The organism is Candidatus Anaeroferrophillus wilburensis, assembly GCA_016934315.1.
In the GTDB taxonomy this organism is placed as follows: domain Bacteria; phylum Desulfobacterota; class Anaeroferrophillalia; order Anaeroferrophillales; family Anaeroferrophillaceae; genus Anaeroferrophillus; species Anaeroferrophillus wilburensis.
Genome location: JAFGSY010000016.1, coordinates 1 through 13,910, shown reverse-complemented (window position 1 = coordinate 13,910; position 13,910 = coordinate 1). Strand labels below are relative to the sequence as shown.

Below are 13,910 nucleotides of genomic sequence, written 5' to 3'. Positions count from 1 at the left end.
TGCCATCTTTTTCATTTAACCAGTCGGAGCCAATCCGTAGTGTAATTGCTCTCTGATTTGAGTCATTGTTTAAGAAGCGCGCCGATTTCCATATCTTCTACAGCTAAACCAGTGTTTTATCAAAGATTTTTTCATAACAGCTACGAAGAAATCCAACAACTACAATAGTTGATGTACTAAGAGTTGCCAACTGCATACACTATCATCCGCTGGCCATGTTCACTTTTTTTCACCACCGAAGAAAAAGAGGAGCGGGAAAATCCTCTCTCATCCTCATATCAGCAACATTTTATTAATATATATATGCCACAACAGGGATGAGGGCTCAAGAGAAAAGGCATTAAAATCGACACATGAAAACTTTTTAACTCGCCCCCCAACCAAACGCCCGATTCATGAAAGATGACACCCGTCACTGTTAACTCACCTGCTTTCTGATGGCTTTTTCTACTACCTGGCAACACGATGTTTTTCCATTCACACATCAGTCATACAAACGTCTGGCTTTTCATCTTTTTTTCTGGCAGGATACATGGATGCAAAACAGTACTTCCAACAGGCTCCATCATCCTGGCAGGCCGGCAAAACCTCTGCCACTGCTCATCAAACCGGTGGCCGGCCGCCATGGTACCGACCGTTTTATTAAATTTCCCTGGTCGATCTACAAGGATGATCCCGCCTGGGTGCCGCCGCTGCTATTTGAGCGCCGCCAGCACCTTTCCCCGAAAAATCCCTATTTCGACCACGCCCGGTTTCAGTCCTGGCTTGCCTACCGGGGAACAGTGGCAGTGGGCAGGATCAGCGCCCAGATAGACCGCCTACACCAGGAACGGTACCATGACCACAGCGGTTTTTTCGGCCTGCTGGAAGCGGAGGACAATGGTGAAACTTTTGCCGCCCTACTGACGACCGCCGAAAACTGGCTGCGCAGCCGGGGCATGCAAACCTGCGCCGGACCGTTCAATCTGTCCATCAACCAGGAGTGCGGTCTTTTGGCGGAAGGGTTCGACACCCCCCCATCAATCATGATGGGACACGCGCCCCCCTACTATACCGACAGAGTTATGGAACAGGGCTACCGGCCGATCAAGGAACTGCTGGCCTACAGCATCGAAACCGGGTTCAAGCCTTCCCGGGCCATGCGGGCCATCATCAGGCGGGTCAACAGCCACATCCGTATCAGGCCGATGGAACGCGGCAGGTACTTTGACCGGGAACTTACCGTTATTGGCGATATCTTCAACGATGCCTGGCACAACAACTGGGGATTCATCCCTTTTACCACGAACGAACTGCAGGCCATGGGCAATGACTTCAAACTCCTGGTTGACAAGGACCTCATCCAGATTGCCGAGGTTGACGGCATGCCGGCCGGCATGATGGTCACCCTGCCCAACCTCAATGAAATCATCGCCGATCTCAACGGCCGCTTGCTGCCCTTTGGCTGGCTGAAGCTTTTGTGGCGGCTGAAGATACGCTATCCGCGTACCGCCAGGGTGCCGCTGATGGGCATCCGGCAACAGTATCACCATACCCTTATGGGTGCTGCCCTGGCCTTCATGCTCATCGACAGCGAACGGCAGAAGGTGGCCAAAAAAGGGGTGGAGGAAGTTGAGATGTCATGGATTCTCGAGGATAATCGAGAAATGCGCAAAATCATCGAGACCCATGGGGGGAGAATAACGAAACGATACCGTCTGTACCAAAAAGAGCTGTAAGAGGAAGCCACCATTCCATGACGACGATTGCCAAACCGTTTACCGCCATTATTCTGGCCGCCGACCGGACAGCCGCCGACCCGGTGGCTGAAGCTACCGGTGCCCCCTGCAAGGCGCTCGCGCCGGTTGGCGGCATCCCCATGGTGCTCCGGGTCCTCACCGCCCTGCAACAAGCCCGGGAGGTCGGCCCCTGCATCCTCTGCGGACCGTCCAAAGAGATTATCAGTCAATCACCCGAGCTGGAAACAATAATTGCCAAACACCGGATCCGCTGGATTCCGCCCCGGGAGACACCAAGCACCAGTGCCTTTGAAGCTTTGCAGCTGATTAAAGATGGCTCGCCGGTACTGCTCACCACCGCCGACCATGCACTGCTGACCCCGGCGGTCGTCGATTATTTCTGTTCCCAATCCCGCCAGGCAGATCGGGATATCACCGTTGGCCTGGCACCCTATGCGATGCTCCGGAATGCCTATCCCCATTGCCGCCGGACAGTTTCCAAGTTCCGGGACGGCAGCTACTGCACCTGCAACCTCTTTGCGTTCCTGACGCCGCAAAGTTATAAGGCGGCCGACTTCTGGAAACGCGTTGAGCAGCAGCGAAAAAAGCCGCTGCGCATCATCGGCATTTGCGGCTGGTGGACCGTAGTTCGTTACCTGCTGGGTTGGTTGACACTGGAAGGCGGGGTACAGAGAATAGCCCGACGGATGGGTTTAAGGGGCAAGCCCATCATCATGATCCATCCGGAGGCGGCCGTGGATGTGGATACGGTGGGCGATTTAGTCTTGGTCAACGATATTGTTGCAAAGCGGGAAAAAAGCGGCACCCCGGAATGACGGACTGCCATATGCAGATGTAAGGCAAGCATAACCTGAAGAAGGGGTTGACAGTCAGCACAACCCCGTGGCGAAGGAGCTTAACGAAGAAGGAACGAGGAAGGGTTGTTACGAAGCCATCATCATTGGACACCACAGCGACATAACTGAACCACCTCTACCGCAGATTCAAGATCGGCGGGATAGTCCACTTCACACCAGGCTAGCCCGTCTGCCGAACAGGTCCAGACCGGCATGGTCTGGGCCATATCGTTGATCACTGATAAATACCAGCGTTTGCGGGCCGCGGGATTCTCCAGCGCCGCTTCAATGGACGAACGAAACAGTTGCGGCCCTGTGCCGCGAAAGAGGATCATGCCGATGGACTCGCCGTCAACATCGTCTGAACTAAGCCCTTTGCCTATATTGACCAGCCGGGTCCCCTCCAGCTTGACCTTCATATCGTCGGCATCATATGCTTTCTTATGATTGATGGTCACCGTCACCGCCTCGCTGGGGGTCAGCAGGAGCCGCTGAAGAACCGCCGCTTCAAACAGCGTATCGCCGTTGAGCAAAACAAAATCCTGATCCATCCGCTCACGGACCATCCAGCAGCTTACCAGGTTGTCGGAAACCGCGTAATCGGCATTCAACAAAGTTTCCACCTGCTGGCCGGCAGACCGGTTTTGCACCAGCTGCTCCACCTGTTCGGCGCCGTAGCCGACAACCACCGTCACCTGGTTTACCCCGCAGGCGGCAAGCATATCCAGCTGCCACTCCAGCAGCGACTGGCCGCCAACGTTCAGGGCACATTTGGGGGTGTCGCTGGTTAAAGGCAACAGGCGTTTTCCCTGGCCGGCACTTAAAATAATCGCTCTCATGGGTTAGTATTCTCCGGAAAAAATCGTCATCACGTTCTCCACGCCCTTGAACCACACCGGCAATCAACGGCAAGAGATTGAAACGGCAGGAAAGAAGTTTTGCCGTCTATAGCACATTCAAAATAAAAAAATCAACCTCCCCACCAACCACAGCAAGCTCGCCGTACCCTCCATCATGGAAGCCGACAGGAAGGTAGGTTAAGGTATTGCCCTGGAAGAATAAAACGAGTATATGTCTAGCAAAGGTTCAGATGCCAACTTGGACAAAAAATAAAACCCTGCAAAACGACCAACATTACTGTGATTATTGACCGATATCTCAGCCGGGAAATCTACAAACCCATGCTTGTGGTCTGTGCCATCCTGGTGATTATTTTTGCCAGCTATTCGGCCACCCGCCTGCTGGCTGATGCCACCTACGGCCTCCTTTCCGCCGGGACAGTTTGCTACCTGATAGCCCTGAAGGTGGTCATCGCCTTGGAAGTGCTGCTGCCCATGACCCTCTATCTTTCGATTGTTGTCGGCTTGGGCCGCCTCTATTCGGATTCGGAAATTACCGCGATGCTGACCTGCGGCATCCGGGAACGAAGAATTTTCAAGGTTGTCCTGCTGGCAGCCATGATGGTCAGTATTTTGGTTGCTGGATTATCGCTGTATATCAGACCCCTGGCCTACCAAACCAGCTACCGGTTGAAAGAATGGGCCGCGGCACGCTTTGATATTTCCCGCATGGATCCAGCCACCTTTTATGAAATTGAGCAGGGCAGACGGGTTATTTTCGCCGAAGAGATCGATCAGCAGGCCCGCAGAGCACGACAGGTTTTTATCCAGACGCAAGAGGAGCAATCGATCCAGGTCATTACCGCCCGGGAAGCATATCAGCAGTCAACCGGAAAAAACGGGACTGACACCCTGGTGTTTCTCAATGGCGATCTGCATGAAATCTCCTTGACCAGCGGCGGCGATACTTCCATCGAGTTTAAAGAATACCTGTTATCCCTCTCCCCGCCGACGGCGACGCAGTTATACAAAACCAAAGCGGCTGACACCATGGAGCTGATTCGTAACCCAACTCCCGATGCAACCGCTGAATTGCAGTGGCGATTTTCAGCCCCGCTGACCGCCATCCTGCTGGCCCTGCTCGGTATTCCTCTCAGCCAGACAAAACCACGACGCAGCAAATACGCCAAAGTGGTCACTGCCGTCCTTATCTATGCCGTCTACTACACCGTGAGCTTGACCACCAAGACCTGGATCAGACAGGGTGTCATCGGATCCATCCCGGGGCTCTGGGGAGTGCTCATGCTGCTGGCCGCGTTGCTTTTGCTCCTGAGCGCCAAACCTGCACTGCTGCTTCGAAGAAAAATGTACTAGATACCTTTTACGGTGATATCGTCTCAATGAAACTGCTAGACCGTTATCTCATCAGGAATTTCCTCCAGAGCTTCGTCATCGTTGCCGCCATTCTCCTTTTCCTGTTCAGCTTTTTTGAGCTGATGGCCCAGATGGATACCATCGGCACCGGACATTACACCCTGCGCCATGCATTCCAATATACCATGCTAACCTTGCCAAAACGGCTGATCGAGCTGTTGCCGGTTTCCACCCTGCTGGGCAGCATTATCGGCCTCGGGCTGCTGGCCAACCATGATGAATTGCTGGCCTTGCAGGCTGCCGGTCTGGCCCGCCGGCGGATATGCCTGCCGGTCCTCACAACCGGCTTGCTCCTCATGCTGGGGGCGGGCCTGCTGGCTGAATTCGTCGTTCCGCCGCTGGAACAGCAAGCCAGGACCCAGCGGCTGCTGGCTCTCTCCGATACCGGCATAGCCCTGACCCAGAGGGGTTTCTGGGTTCGCCATGGACATTCCTTTATCAGGGTCGGTAAAACGTCCTTTCGGGAAACCGCCACCGATCTGGATATCTACACCTACAACCAGGATGGTCGTCTGCAGTCGTTCCTGCACAGCCCGAGAGCAACCATCACCGAAGACCAACGCTGGCTGCTGGAAAACATTGAACAAAAACAATTTACTGCTGATGGGGTGATCACCAGGACTATACCGAGCCAGACTATGGAGCTGTTTTTAAACGCCGAGCAGCTTACAGTCCTCAGACTGCCACCCGACAGTCTCTCGCCCAGCCATCTCTTTCGCTACATCAGGACCCTGAGGGAACGGGGGCAGAATGCCGACCACTACCTGCTGGCCCTGTGGCAGAAAATGGCCATTCCCCTGACCACGGGGGCAATGATCCTTTTATCGCTACCGCTGATGTTTGGTTCAAACCGGACTATTTCAGCCGGCTGGCGGATTATGGTGGGCATTCTGGTGGGAATTTTATCCTATCTCGCCAATGAAATTATCGGCGATCTCGGCCTGCTGTTCAACCTCCATCCCTCGATTACCGTTCTCCTGCCGATAATCCTCATTCTGGGCATCAGTGGCTGGCTGGCCAAACGGACCTCATGACATCAGCGGCTGCCAGCCATCAACCCCCACAAAGCATTGTTTTTCGACCGAGTAGCGCCGCACAGCACAGACAATATGCCAGCCTTCAGCTTTTCTTGTTATCCCGTACAAACAATAGTGCGCCCGGCGGTACGGCCGGCGACCGATGGCGGAAGCAGCCGGAACCCCCCGCACGGGAATGTTCTGCCCCACACCTTCCAAAAATGCCGATGAGGGAATATGGGCATGACCGTGCAAAACCAGCTCCGCCCCCTGCCGGGCGAGCAATGCCCCAAACGCCTGCCAATCGGTCAAGCGCTTCCGCCAGCTGACAACCCCCGGAACCGGAGGATGATGGATCAGCACCACCCGAAAGAGCTGTTGGCGGCCCGCTTCTTCGAGATATTCCGCCAAACGGTGCAGCTGGGCCGTGCCGACGGTACCATAAGCCAACAGTGGCAGACATGGTCTGGCAGTGGACAAGCCGATGATTGCCGCCGGCCCCCGCCGGCGAAAAGTCGGGAAAGAAACCTTCGAGGCTGACTCATCGTTGTCAGAAACCATGTAGGAAGCCCACGCCTTCTCCGCCTTGCCCACCGCAGCAGCAATGTAGCTATCGTGATTTCCGGGGATCACGGTAACCCGCTCACCACTACCCAGGCATCGGAGAACGTGTTCCGCTTTGAGAAATTCACCCGGCAGGCTCAGATGGGTGAGATCGCCGGTAACCATCACATGGTCAGGCTGCTGCACCCTGATATCCTCAAGCAACGCCGCCAGCACCTGCTCGGCATACTCACTGGAGCGGTGCAGCTTCCATGACAGGAATCCATAAAGCCGCTTGGTAATGATATCCGCCAAGCTGAACTCCCGGGGGCAGCAAAGGTGGAGATCGGACAGATGGGCAAAGGTAAACATCTCCTCCCGGAGATCACCGGTGGAAGAAGAATGAGGGCAGGATGCCGGCTCAGCAGTCTTTACAAACATCATATTTATCTATATAAAGAAATCCAGGTTTTTTTTCAATGACGCATCATCGGCACTAGGCAGGTCCCGGCTTAAGAGACCAAAACCTTCACACAAGAGAAGAGCTTACCTACTCTTCTCCAGGGAGAGATCAATGGCAGTGGTCGTCCATGTGTTTGAGGAAAGCCCGGTGGAACTCTGGGGACTTTCCTCCCGTCAACGACTGGAACGAGTTTTCGCCACCGCCGGGGTCAGCAACTTCAGTGATAACCTCACCGAAGTTGCTGAGGATAACTCGGTGATTGTGATCCGGGGAGATTACCTCTATGATGACCGGATCATTAAAAGTTTGCTTACCGCGCCCAACACCATCCTGCAGCTCTCCAGCGGCACCACTGCACGGCCGGTCGCAGCCCATGTCCCCGGCTCCCTGGCTGTCGAAGCCCGGACCATCCTCGCGGGAAAAAATCCTGCCGATCAGCTGCCGGGGATTGAGACTGTCACCCCCGAAACGTTAACCCCCATCTACCAGCAGCAGCTGCGCAAATTTGATCCTCCCTTCGTTCTCCCCATCGAAAAAAGCAATCGACACCTGCTGGAAAAACACCTCTTCTCCTGGTCCTATAAAGGGGTTACCGATCTGGTGACCAAGTGGGCCTGGCCATTGCCGGCCCGGTTGGCGGTTCAACTTTGTGTTCGCCGGGGACTTTCTCCCAACCAGGTGACTATGGCTGGATTAGGGTTGGTCTGCCTTGCCGGTCTGCTCTTCATGTTCGGCCATTACGGTCTGGGATTGGCCGCCGGCTGGTTAATGACCTTTCTTGATACGGTGGACGGCAAACTTGCCCGGGTGACCGTAACCTCCAGCAAGATGGGACATATTTTTGACCATGCCATTGACCTGATTCATCCGCCCATCTGGTACTTGCTGTGGGGACTGGGATTGACCAGGATCTATCCGGAGATAACGGTTGCCTCGCTGCAGGCTATTTTCTGGCTGATCGTTATCGGCTATCTTGCCGGCCGGCTGGTTGAAGCAATTTTCACCGGGCTGCTGGGACGTTTCGGCATCTTCTGCTGGCACCAGATCGACTCCTATTTCCGTCTGGTCACCGGCCGGCGTAATCCCAATCTGATACTTCTCACCATCAGCATCCTCCTGGGGCGCCCCGATCTGGGCCTTTTCTGGGTTGCATTCTGGACCGTTGCCACCAGCCTATTTCTGGTTGTCCGCCTGGCAATGGCCATCCGGGTCCGGCTGACATCCGGGCCATTGAAACCATGGTTTGCTGACATCAGCCAGGATGGACGCCGCCAGTCGTTGGCAGTAAGGCTCTTTACCCGTCGTCTGACAACATTCCCGGACGGTTCCCGGGGATAATCATGTCCTCCCCAGCACGTTTACCGGGAACGGATTATTGCCGGGAAGGCAGCGACAGCTTCACTCCCACCGTTGCAGCGGGAAACCTGCGCGTCGGTATCCTGAGCAACCCATTGAGCGGCGGCAACCGTCGTGGTCTGCCGGCCATCAGAAATCTGCTGCGCCAGCAGCCGCAGATCAGCCATTGGGAAGTGGAAAATCCTGCGGCCATCGGCAGCGCCCTGAAAGTGTTCAGCCAGCAGGGAATCAACTTGGTGGTTGTCAATGGCGGCGACGGCACCATTTCAGCCGTTCTGACCGCGCTACTGAATCAAGGCCCCTTCTCCCGCCTGCCGCTGTTGGCCGTTTTGCGGGCCGGAACCACCAGCATGACCGCCGGTGATGTCGGTCTGCCGGGATCGGCAAAAAAAGCCCTGACAAACCTTCTCACCTGGACAAACCGGAATGAAGCCAGGGCAACGGTCATTACCCGACCGATACTTCGGGTTGCAGGGGGGGGGGATTCCCTGTATGGCATGTTTTTCGGTGCCGCCGGCATCCCCCAGGGAATCAGCTTTTTTCATCGGCGGGTCAATCGCCTTGGAATTACAGGAGAGCTGGGTCCCGGACTGGTTTTTGCCCGTTTTCTACTGGCCATGAGGCAAAAAAATCGCCCGGTTATCATGCCAACAGCCATGCAGGTCGTCATTGACGGCAATCCCCCGGGGAAAGAACAATTCTTTCTGCTCATGGTCAGCACCCTGGAACGGCTGTTTTTCGGCCTGCGCCCCTTTTGGGGATCAGAAGATCGACCGCTCCATTATACCGCCGTGCGCAGCCAGCCTGAACGATTCTTCCGCCTGCTTCCCCACTTGGCCCGGGGGCACAATCATCCCCTGGGAACACCTGAAAACGGCTATTACAGCCACAACTGCACTAACGTGGAACTCACTTTCAACGGCCCTTTCACCCTGGACGGCCAACTGTATGATACCGGCAGCCGTCAGCCGCTTATCGTTGCCGACGGCGGTCTGGTACATTTCTTACAGCTCCGTCCCCATGGCAGGCACTGATCATGTCACTATCACCGACTATCTCCCTGATCAGCCGCCAGGCAACCTGTCAGGAGTCACCTCCGCTGCAGGCCATGATCACCGAACTGCAGCAACGCTACGGGAAAGCCATCGAGGCGGTTCTTTTCTACGGCTCCTGCCGACGGAGCGGCGATTATTTCGACGGCCTGCTGGATCTCTATCTCCTGGTTGATGACTACCACAACGCCTACGACCGGTACCACCTGGCATTGCTCAACCGCCTGCTGCCGCCTAATGTTTTTTATCTTGAAATCGCCCACAACGGCAGAACAGTGAGGGGGAAATATGCCGTGCTTTCCATCGATGATTTCGAGCGGGGCACTTCACCACGCTGGTTCCATTCCTACCTGTGGGGACGCTTCGCCCAGCCGACCGGCATTCTTTACGCCCGCACCGACCAGATCCAGAAGCGTCTCCATCACGCCCTGGCCGAAGCAGCGCGGACCTTTGTCTCCCGGGTCATTCCCTGCCTCCCGGATCAGTTTACTGCCCGAGAACTCTGGTGCCATGGTTTTTCCCTTACCTACCGGGCGGAGCTGCGGACCGAACGGCAACATTACCGCGACCAACTGTTTCAGCAGGATGCCAACTACTATGAACATTTGACTGCAACACTGCTCACCGCCGATGGCACCGACCCTGCACACCATTATAGAAACAAAAATTCACCTGGCCGGCGGCGGTTGTGCCGCTGGGGCTGGACACTGCGGATCATCCAGGGGAAACTTCTCTCTGTGCTGCGGCTGCTCAAAGCCCTGACCACTTTCAATGGGGGCGTCCAGTACATCTTCTGGAAAATTGAGCGGCACTCTGGAATCAGACCTGAGGCCGACACCCAGGGAAGACAGAAATCACTCTTTGCCCTGTGCCGGACCTTCTGGCAGATTTACCGGCAGGGCGGGTTCCGTTAACAACACCCAACTGCTGCCTCCTGCCCCACCATTCAGCTGTTGTTCTGCCAGACAATCGTCCCCGCATCGCGGAAATCATAACCGGGAAAAGAGCCGGTTTTGAGGGTCAGTTTTTCCGGTTCCAGAAGGGCAAAAAAGTCGGCAATGGGATGGGCATGATAACTCTCCGCCATGGCCACCAGGTCGAAGCGCTCTTCAACCAGGGGAATAAAATCAAGCCCAACCTCTGCCGCCGCATAGACAATCCCCATCCCCACATCAGCCGCACCTTTGAGAATCTGGACGGCCACCTCCTGATGGGTAGCCAATTCCTGCTGGTAGCCATGTACAGGGGCATCAGCCAACTGTTCCTGATGGAGCAGATAATCCAGGTGGAAGCGGGTGCCGGAGCCCTGGTTGCGATTTACAAACCGAACCTCGGGACGGATAAGATCGGTAATCCCGGTAATGCGCAGCGGGTTGCCGGGAGCCACCAGCAACCCCTGCTGACGGTAGGCCAGATTAACCACCACCACTCGTTTGCCGGCACAGTGCTTTTTCACATAGGGAAGGTTGTAATCACCGGTAGGCGGATGAAAAAGGTGGACTCCGGCTACCTGCGCACTGCCGTTGGCCAGCGACATCAATCCATGCTGGCTGCCGATCGCCGCATGGAATACCAGGTGGTGGGGAAAAAACTGCCGATTGAACATTTCCACCAGCCTCATCAGCAAAGGGTCATCACTGCCGGCCACCAGGATATTCTTAGCCAGGGCGGTTTTTTCTTCAAGCCAGCGGTTAATCTGCTCAAGGGAAAACAGCCATTTCCCCACCACCCCGGTACAGGGAATCACCCCATCCTGGATAAGCTGATAGACTTTCTTCTCATTGATTTTAAGATAACCGGCCACCTCTCTGGTGGTTAGCAGATCCTTCCTCTCCATGGCATCTCCCCGCATCACTTGCATGAACAATCGTGTTAAGACTTACATTGTCGTAATTATTCCAGCTACAAAAGTCAACAATAACTTCCAAAGTTATTTATAGTTACTTTTCATTATTTAATGTAATTTTTCATCTTGATTTAACCGCTTTTGCATGTTACAGCTCTCCCAATTTAAAAAAATCACCTCAACAGGAGATAACCATGGGCGCCGGAGTAAAAAAAATAGCTTTTCTTTTACAGACAGTCGTTATGTTCCTCTGCCTGCCACCAATGGCTTCGGCGGCACAGACAACTGATCAGGTAATTATTTTCCATGCCGGCAGCCTCTCCGTGCCCATGGCGGCCATCGAGAAAGCGTTCGAAGCCGGCCATCCCGGGATCGATATCCTGCGGGAAGCAGCCGGCAGCCAGAAATGCGCCCGTAAAATTACCGACTTGCACAAACCCTGCGACATCATGGCCTCGGCGGATTACAATGTCATCGACAAGCTGCTGATTCCCGATCATGCCACCTGGAATATCAGGTTTGCCAGCAACCGGATGGTCCTCTGCTATACTGACACCAGCACCTATGCCGGCGACATTTCGCCAGCCAACTGGCATGAGATCCTGGCCCGACCAGATGTCGTCTGGGGCCATGCCGATCCAAATATTGACCCTTGCGGTTATCGCTCGCTGATGGTTCTACAGCTGGCGGAAGAGCACTACCAGCACCCCGGTCTCTACCAACAGCTGCTGCATAATCGCCCGGTGGAAAACATCCGGCCTAAATCGGTGGAACTGATTTCGCTCCTGCAGACCGGCAATATGGATTATGCCTGGGAATACCGTTCGGTGGCCGTCCAGCATGGCTTACGTTTCATTGAACTTCCGGCAGCCATCAACTTGGGGGATTACCGTTATGAAAAACACTATGGCAACGCGGTTGTCGAGGTAACCGGCAAAACACCGGGAACCACCATGACCATCCACGGAACATCCATTACTTACGGCATCACCATACTTACCAATGCCCCGCATCAGAAAGCGGCAGAAGCATTTCTTGCCTTTCTCCTGGACCAAAATGGCGGGTTGAAAATCCTCGAGGAGGCTGGACAGCCCCCCCTTGACCCCCTGGGCATCGGCAGCCAGCAGGAGTTTGAATCCCTGCCTCAGCAGCTAAAAGTACTAATCACCGCGGAACATTAGGTCAGCAGACAGTGAAAAAGGAACTGTTATTCTGGGTTTCAACCTCCTGCGGACTGGTCATTCTAGCCTTCATCCTGCTGCCACTGATCCAGATGACCACGGCACCCACCGCCACGGCGATGAAGGCAGCCATTCAGGACCAGGAGGTGGTCAGGTCCATCAGCTTGAGCATCACGACCGCCGCCGCTGCCGCTCTTATTGCCGTGGTGTTCGGCACCCCATTTGCCTATCTGCTGGCCCGCACCTCATTTCCAGGCAAACACTTGGTGGAAGCCGTTATTGATCTGCCAATCGTCATTCCCCACCCGGTGGTGGGAATCGCGCTCCTTAGCGTAGCCGGCCGCAACCACTGGCTGGGAAATGTATTTCACCACCTGGGGATCAGGATCATGGGCAGCGTTACCGGCATTATCATGGTCCTGACCTTTGTCGGCCTGCCTTTCTATATCAATGCCGCCAGGGAAGGCTTTGCCGCCATCTCCCCCCGGCTCGAACATGTTTCCCGCAGCCTTGGTGCTTCACCGATCCGCACCTTCTGGCACATCACCCTGCCCCTCGCCTGGAGAAGCATCCTGGTGGGCATCGTCATGTGCTGCGCCCGGGCAATCAGTGAGTTCGGCGCTGTGGTCATCATCGCCTACCATCCCATGATTGCCCCGGTCCTGATCTACGAACGGTTCGAATCCTTCGGTTTGCGCTATTCGCAGCCGGTAGCCGTCTGGCTGGTTTCCATCTGTCTGGTCCTGTTTATTCTTCTGCGCGTCCTGACCCTGCCACGCAGAAGCACTTCCCATTGAAACCAAAAGAAAATTCACCCGAACACATAAAGGAAAGCTGATGAAAAAAACGTTCATACCAACAGTTTTCATACTGTTGCTGTTCATGGCTTTGCCGCTTTTTGCCGCCGACATCGATATTAAAGGCGACTTCAATAACCGGTTCATGATCTATACCAACCACAATGACTGGCTTAAAGGCGAGAGCGGCACCCTGGACGACGGTAACGTTGAAGAGAGCTGGGGCGAAGCCAAGTATCGCCTATGGCTGACTGCCGCCACCAACGACGGTAAGGTAAAGGGAGTCTGCGCTTTTTGAATTCGGATCCCTGGAATATGGCAGTCCAGGAGGGGGCGGCTACTCCAGCGACGGGATCGAGACGGAAACCCGCTGGCTGTATACCGATTTTCAGCTGCCCGGAGTTGAGCAACCAGCCCGGGTGAGGATGGGCTTGATGCCTTTTACGGTCAACAAGTTCTATTGGTCGGAAACCATTATGGGGGTAACGTTATCCGGCACCTACAACAGCATCGACTACGAACTGGCATGGCTGCGACCGATGCGGGATGCGGCCAGTGATGATGATGACAACGTGGAAGATATGGATGCCTTCTATGGCCGGATAACATTCAAAGCGGCAGCCGGCACCAGAACCGGACTCTTTGCCGTCTATCACACCGGCGATGGCGATAATGGCGGCGGCCCATTCGCAACCATTACTTCACAAAACTATGAGCTGAAAAAACTGGCTCCTTGAAACCTTGTGCAAACGGCAGGCTTTGGAAACATTGCCCAACGCTTCAGCCAACTGTAGCAATGTGAGCCTCT

Annotated in this window: 14 protein-coding genes; 11 read left to right on the top strand and 3 right to left on the bottom strand. The window is 54.9% G+C overall.

The genetic code is table 11. The features are described from left to right. The first annotated feature begins 536 nt into the window (after positions 1 to 536). Positions 537 to 1,718 (top strand): N-acetyltransferase, encoded by a 1,182-nt coding sequence (locus tag JXO50_04375; GenBank protein MBN2332326.1) that lies wholly within the window; start codon positions 537 to 539, stop codon positions 1,716 to 1,718. 17 nt (positions 1,719 to 1,735) lie between these two features. Continuing rightward, entirely contained in the window at positions 1,736 to 2,554 is an 819-nt protein-coding gene (locus tag JXO50_04370) for a nucleotidyltransferase family protein (protein MBN2332325.1), read from the top strand. Between the two features lie 122 nt (positions 2,555 to 2,676). On the opposite strand, the gene JXO50_04365 is transcribed toward JXO50_04370, so the two are convergent. Next, a complete protein-coding gene (locus JXO50_04365; GenBank protein ID MBN2332324.1) occupies positions 2,677 to 3,414 on the bottom strand; it encodes a phosphocholine cytidylyltransferase family protein in 738 nt (245 codons plus the stop codon). Positions 3,415 to 3,714: 300 nt separating this feature from the next. Between JXO50_04365 and lptF the strand changes: the two genes are divergently transcribed. Together lptF and lptG are read left to right on the top strand one after the other, a co-directional pair. Then, positions 3,715 to 4,788: an LPS export ABC transporter permease LptF gene (gene lptF, locus JXO50_04360; GenBank protein ID MBN2332323.1), complete on the top strand. Its 1,074-nt coding sequence runs from the start codon at positions 3,715 to 3,717 to the stop codon at positions 4,786 to 4,788. Positions 4,789 to 4,814: 26 nt separating this feature from the next. Next, entirely contained in the window at positions 4,815 to 5,882 is a 1,068-nt protein-coding gene (gene lptG, locus JXO50_04355) for an LPS export ABC transporter permease LptG (GenBank protein ID MBN2332322.1), read from the top strand. Here lptG and JXO50_04350 read toward each other — a convergent pair. Then, positions 5,877 to 6,851, bottom strand: a complete 975-nt coding sequence (locus JXO50_04350; GenBank protein MBN2332321.1) for a metallophosphoesterase — start codon at positions 6,849 to 6,851, stop codon at positions 5,877 to 5,879. The two genes, lptG and JXO50_04350, sit on opposite strands and share 6 nt — an antisense overlap. A gap of 130 nt (positions 6,852 to 6,981) precedes the next feature. Here JXO50_04350 and JXO50_04345 point away from each other — a divergent pair, with 130 nt between their 5' ends. Genes JXO50_04345 through JXO50_04335 form a run of 3 tightly spaced genes read left to right on the top strand, consistent with a single transcriptional unit; the run spans position 6,982 to position 10,192 of the window. Continuing rightward, a complete protein-coding gene (locus JXO50_04345) occupies positions 6,982 to 8,208 on the top strand; it encodes a CDP-alcohol phosphatidyltransferase family protein (protein MBN2332320.1) in 1,227 nt (408 codons plus the stop codon). A 2-nt stretch (positions 8,209 to 8,210) separates the two neighbouring features. After that, the gene (locus JXO50_04340; GenBank protein ID MBN2332319.1) at positions 8,211 to 9,260 is read left to right on the top strand and encodes a hypothetical protein; all 1,050 of its coding nucleotides are present in this window, start codon (positions 8,211 to 8,213) and stop codon (positions 9,258 to 9,260) included. A gap of 2 nt (positions 9,261 to 9,262) precedes the next feature. Next, entirely contained in the window at positions 9,263 to 10,192 is a 930-nt protein-coding gene (locus tag JXO50_04335; protein ID MBN2332318.1) for a hypothetical protein, read from the top strand. A gap of 32 nt (positions 10,193 to 10,224) precedes the next feature. Here the strand turns inward: JXO50_04335 and JXO50_04330 are convergent, their stop codons facing one another. Then, entirely contained in the window at positions 10,225 to 11,115 is an 891-nt protein-coding gene (locus tag JXO50_04330; protein ID MBN2332317.1) for a helix-turn-helix transcriptional regulator, read from the bottom strand. A 203-nt stretch (positions 11,116 to 11,318) separates the two neighbouring features. Here JXO50_04330 and wtpA point away from each other — a divergent pair, with 203 nt between their 5' ends. The 4 genes from wtpA (at position 11,319) to JXO50_04310 (ending at position 13,839) form a co-directional block, all read left to right on the top strand. After that, entirely contained in the window at positions 11,319 to 12,305 is a 987-nt protein-coding gene (gene wtpA, locus JXO50_04325; protein ID MBN2332316.1) for a tungstate ABC transporter substrate-binding protein WtpA, read from the top strand. Between the two features lie 92 nt (positions 12,306 to 12,397). Then, positions 12,398 to 13,102: an ABC transporter permease gene (locus JXO50_04320; GenBank protein ID MBN2332315.1), complete on the top strand. Its 705-nt coding sequence runs from the start codon at positions 12,398 to 12,400 to the stop codon at positions 13,100 to 13,102. A gap of 40 nt (positions 13,103 to 13,142) precedes the next feature. After that, entirely contained in the window at positions 13,143 to 13,400 is a 258-nt protein-coding gene (locus JXO50_04315) for a hypothetical protein (protein ID MBN2332314.1), read from the top strand. 136 nt (positions 13,401 to 13,536) lie between these two features. After that, on the top strand, positions 13,537 to 13,839 hold the full coding sequence (locus tag JXO50_04310) for a hypothetical protein (GenBank protein ID MBN2332313.1): 303 nt from the start codon (positions 13,537 to 13,539) through the stop codon (positions 13,837 to 13,839). Positions 13,840 to 13,910: the final 71 nt, after the last annotated feature.

What these genes read in the sequence shown, in the direction of transcription:
- JXO50_04375 (MBN2332326.1), top strand. Translation starts at nt 537, where the DNA reads ATGCAAAACAGTACTTCCAACAGGCTCCATCATCCTGGCAGGCCGGCA.
- JXO50_04370 (MBN2332325.1), top strand. Translation starts at nt 1,736, where the DNA reads ATGACGACGATTGCCAAACCGTTTACCGCCATTATTCTGGCCGCCGAC.
- JXO50_04365 (MBN2332324.1), bottom strand. Translation starts at nt 3,414, where the DNA reads ATGAGAGCGATTATTTTAAGTGCCGGCCAGGGAAAACGCCTGTTGCCT.
- lptG (MBN2332322.1), top strand. Translation starts at nt 4,815, where the DNA reads ATGAAACTGCTAGACCGTTATCTCATCAGGAATTTCCTCCAGAGCTTC.
- JXO50_04350 (MBN2332321.1), bottom strand. Translation starts at nt 6,851, where the DNA reads ATGATGTTTGTAAAGACTGCTGAGCCGGCATCCTGCCCTCATTCTTCT.
- JXO50_04345 (MBN2332320.1), top strand. Translation starts at nt 6,982, where the DNA reads ATGGCAGTGGTCGTCCATGTGTTTGAGGAAAGCCCGGTGGAACTCTGG.
- JXO50_04340 (MBN2332319.1), top strand. Translation starts at nt 8,211, where the DNA reads ATGTCCTCCCCAGCACGTTTACCGGGAACGGATTATTGCCGGGAAGGC.
- JXO50_04335 (MBN2332318.1), top strand. Translation starts at nt 9,263, where the DNA reads ATGTCACTATCACCGACTATCTCCCTGATCAGCCGCCAGGCAACCTGT.
- JXO50_04330 (MBN2332317.1), bottom strand. Translation starts at nt 11,115, where the DNA reads ATGGAGAGGAAGGATCTGCTAACCACCAGAGAGGTGGCCGGTTATCTT.
- wtpA (MBN2332316.1), top strand. Translation starts at nt 11,319, where the DNA reads ATGGGCGCCGGAGTAAAAAAAATAGCTTTTCTTTTACAGACAGTCGTT.
- JXO50_04320 (MBN2332315.1), top strand. Translation starts at nt 12,398, where the DNA reads ATGACCACGGCACCCACCGCCACGGCGATGAAGGCAGCCATTCAGGAC.
- JXO50_04315 (MBN2332314.1), top strand. Translation starts at nt 13,143, where the DNA reads ATGAAAAAAACGTTCATACCAACAGTTTTCATACTGTTGCTGTTCATG.
- JXO50_04310 (MBN2332313.1), top strand. Translation starts at nt 13,537, where the DNA reads ATGCCTTTTACGGTCAACAAGTTCTATTGGTCGGAAACCATTATGGGG.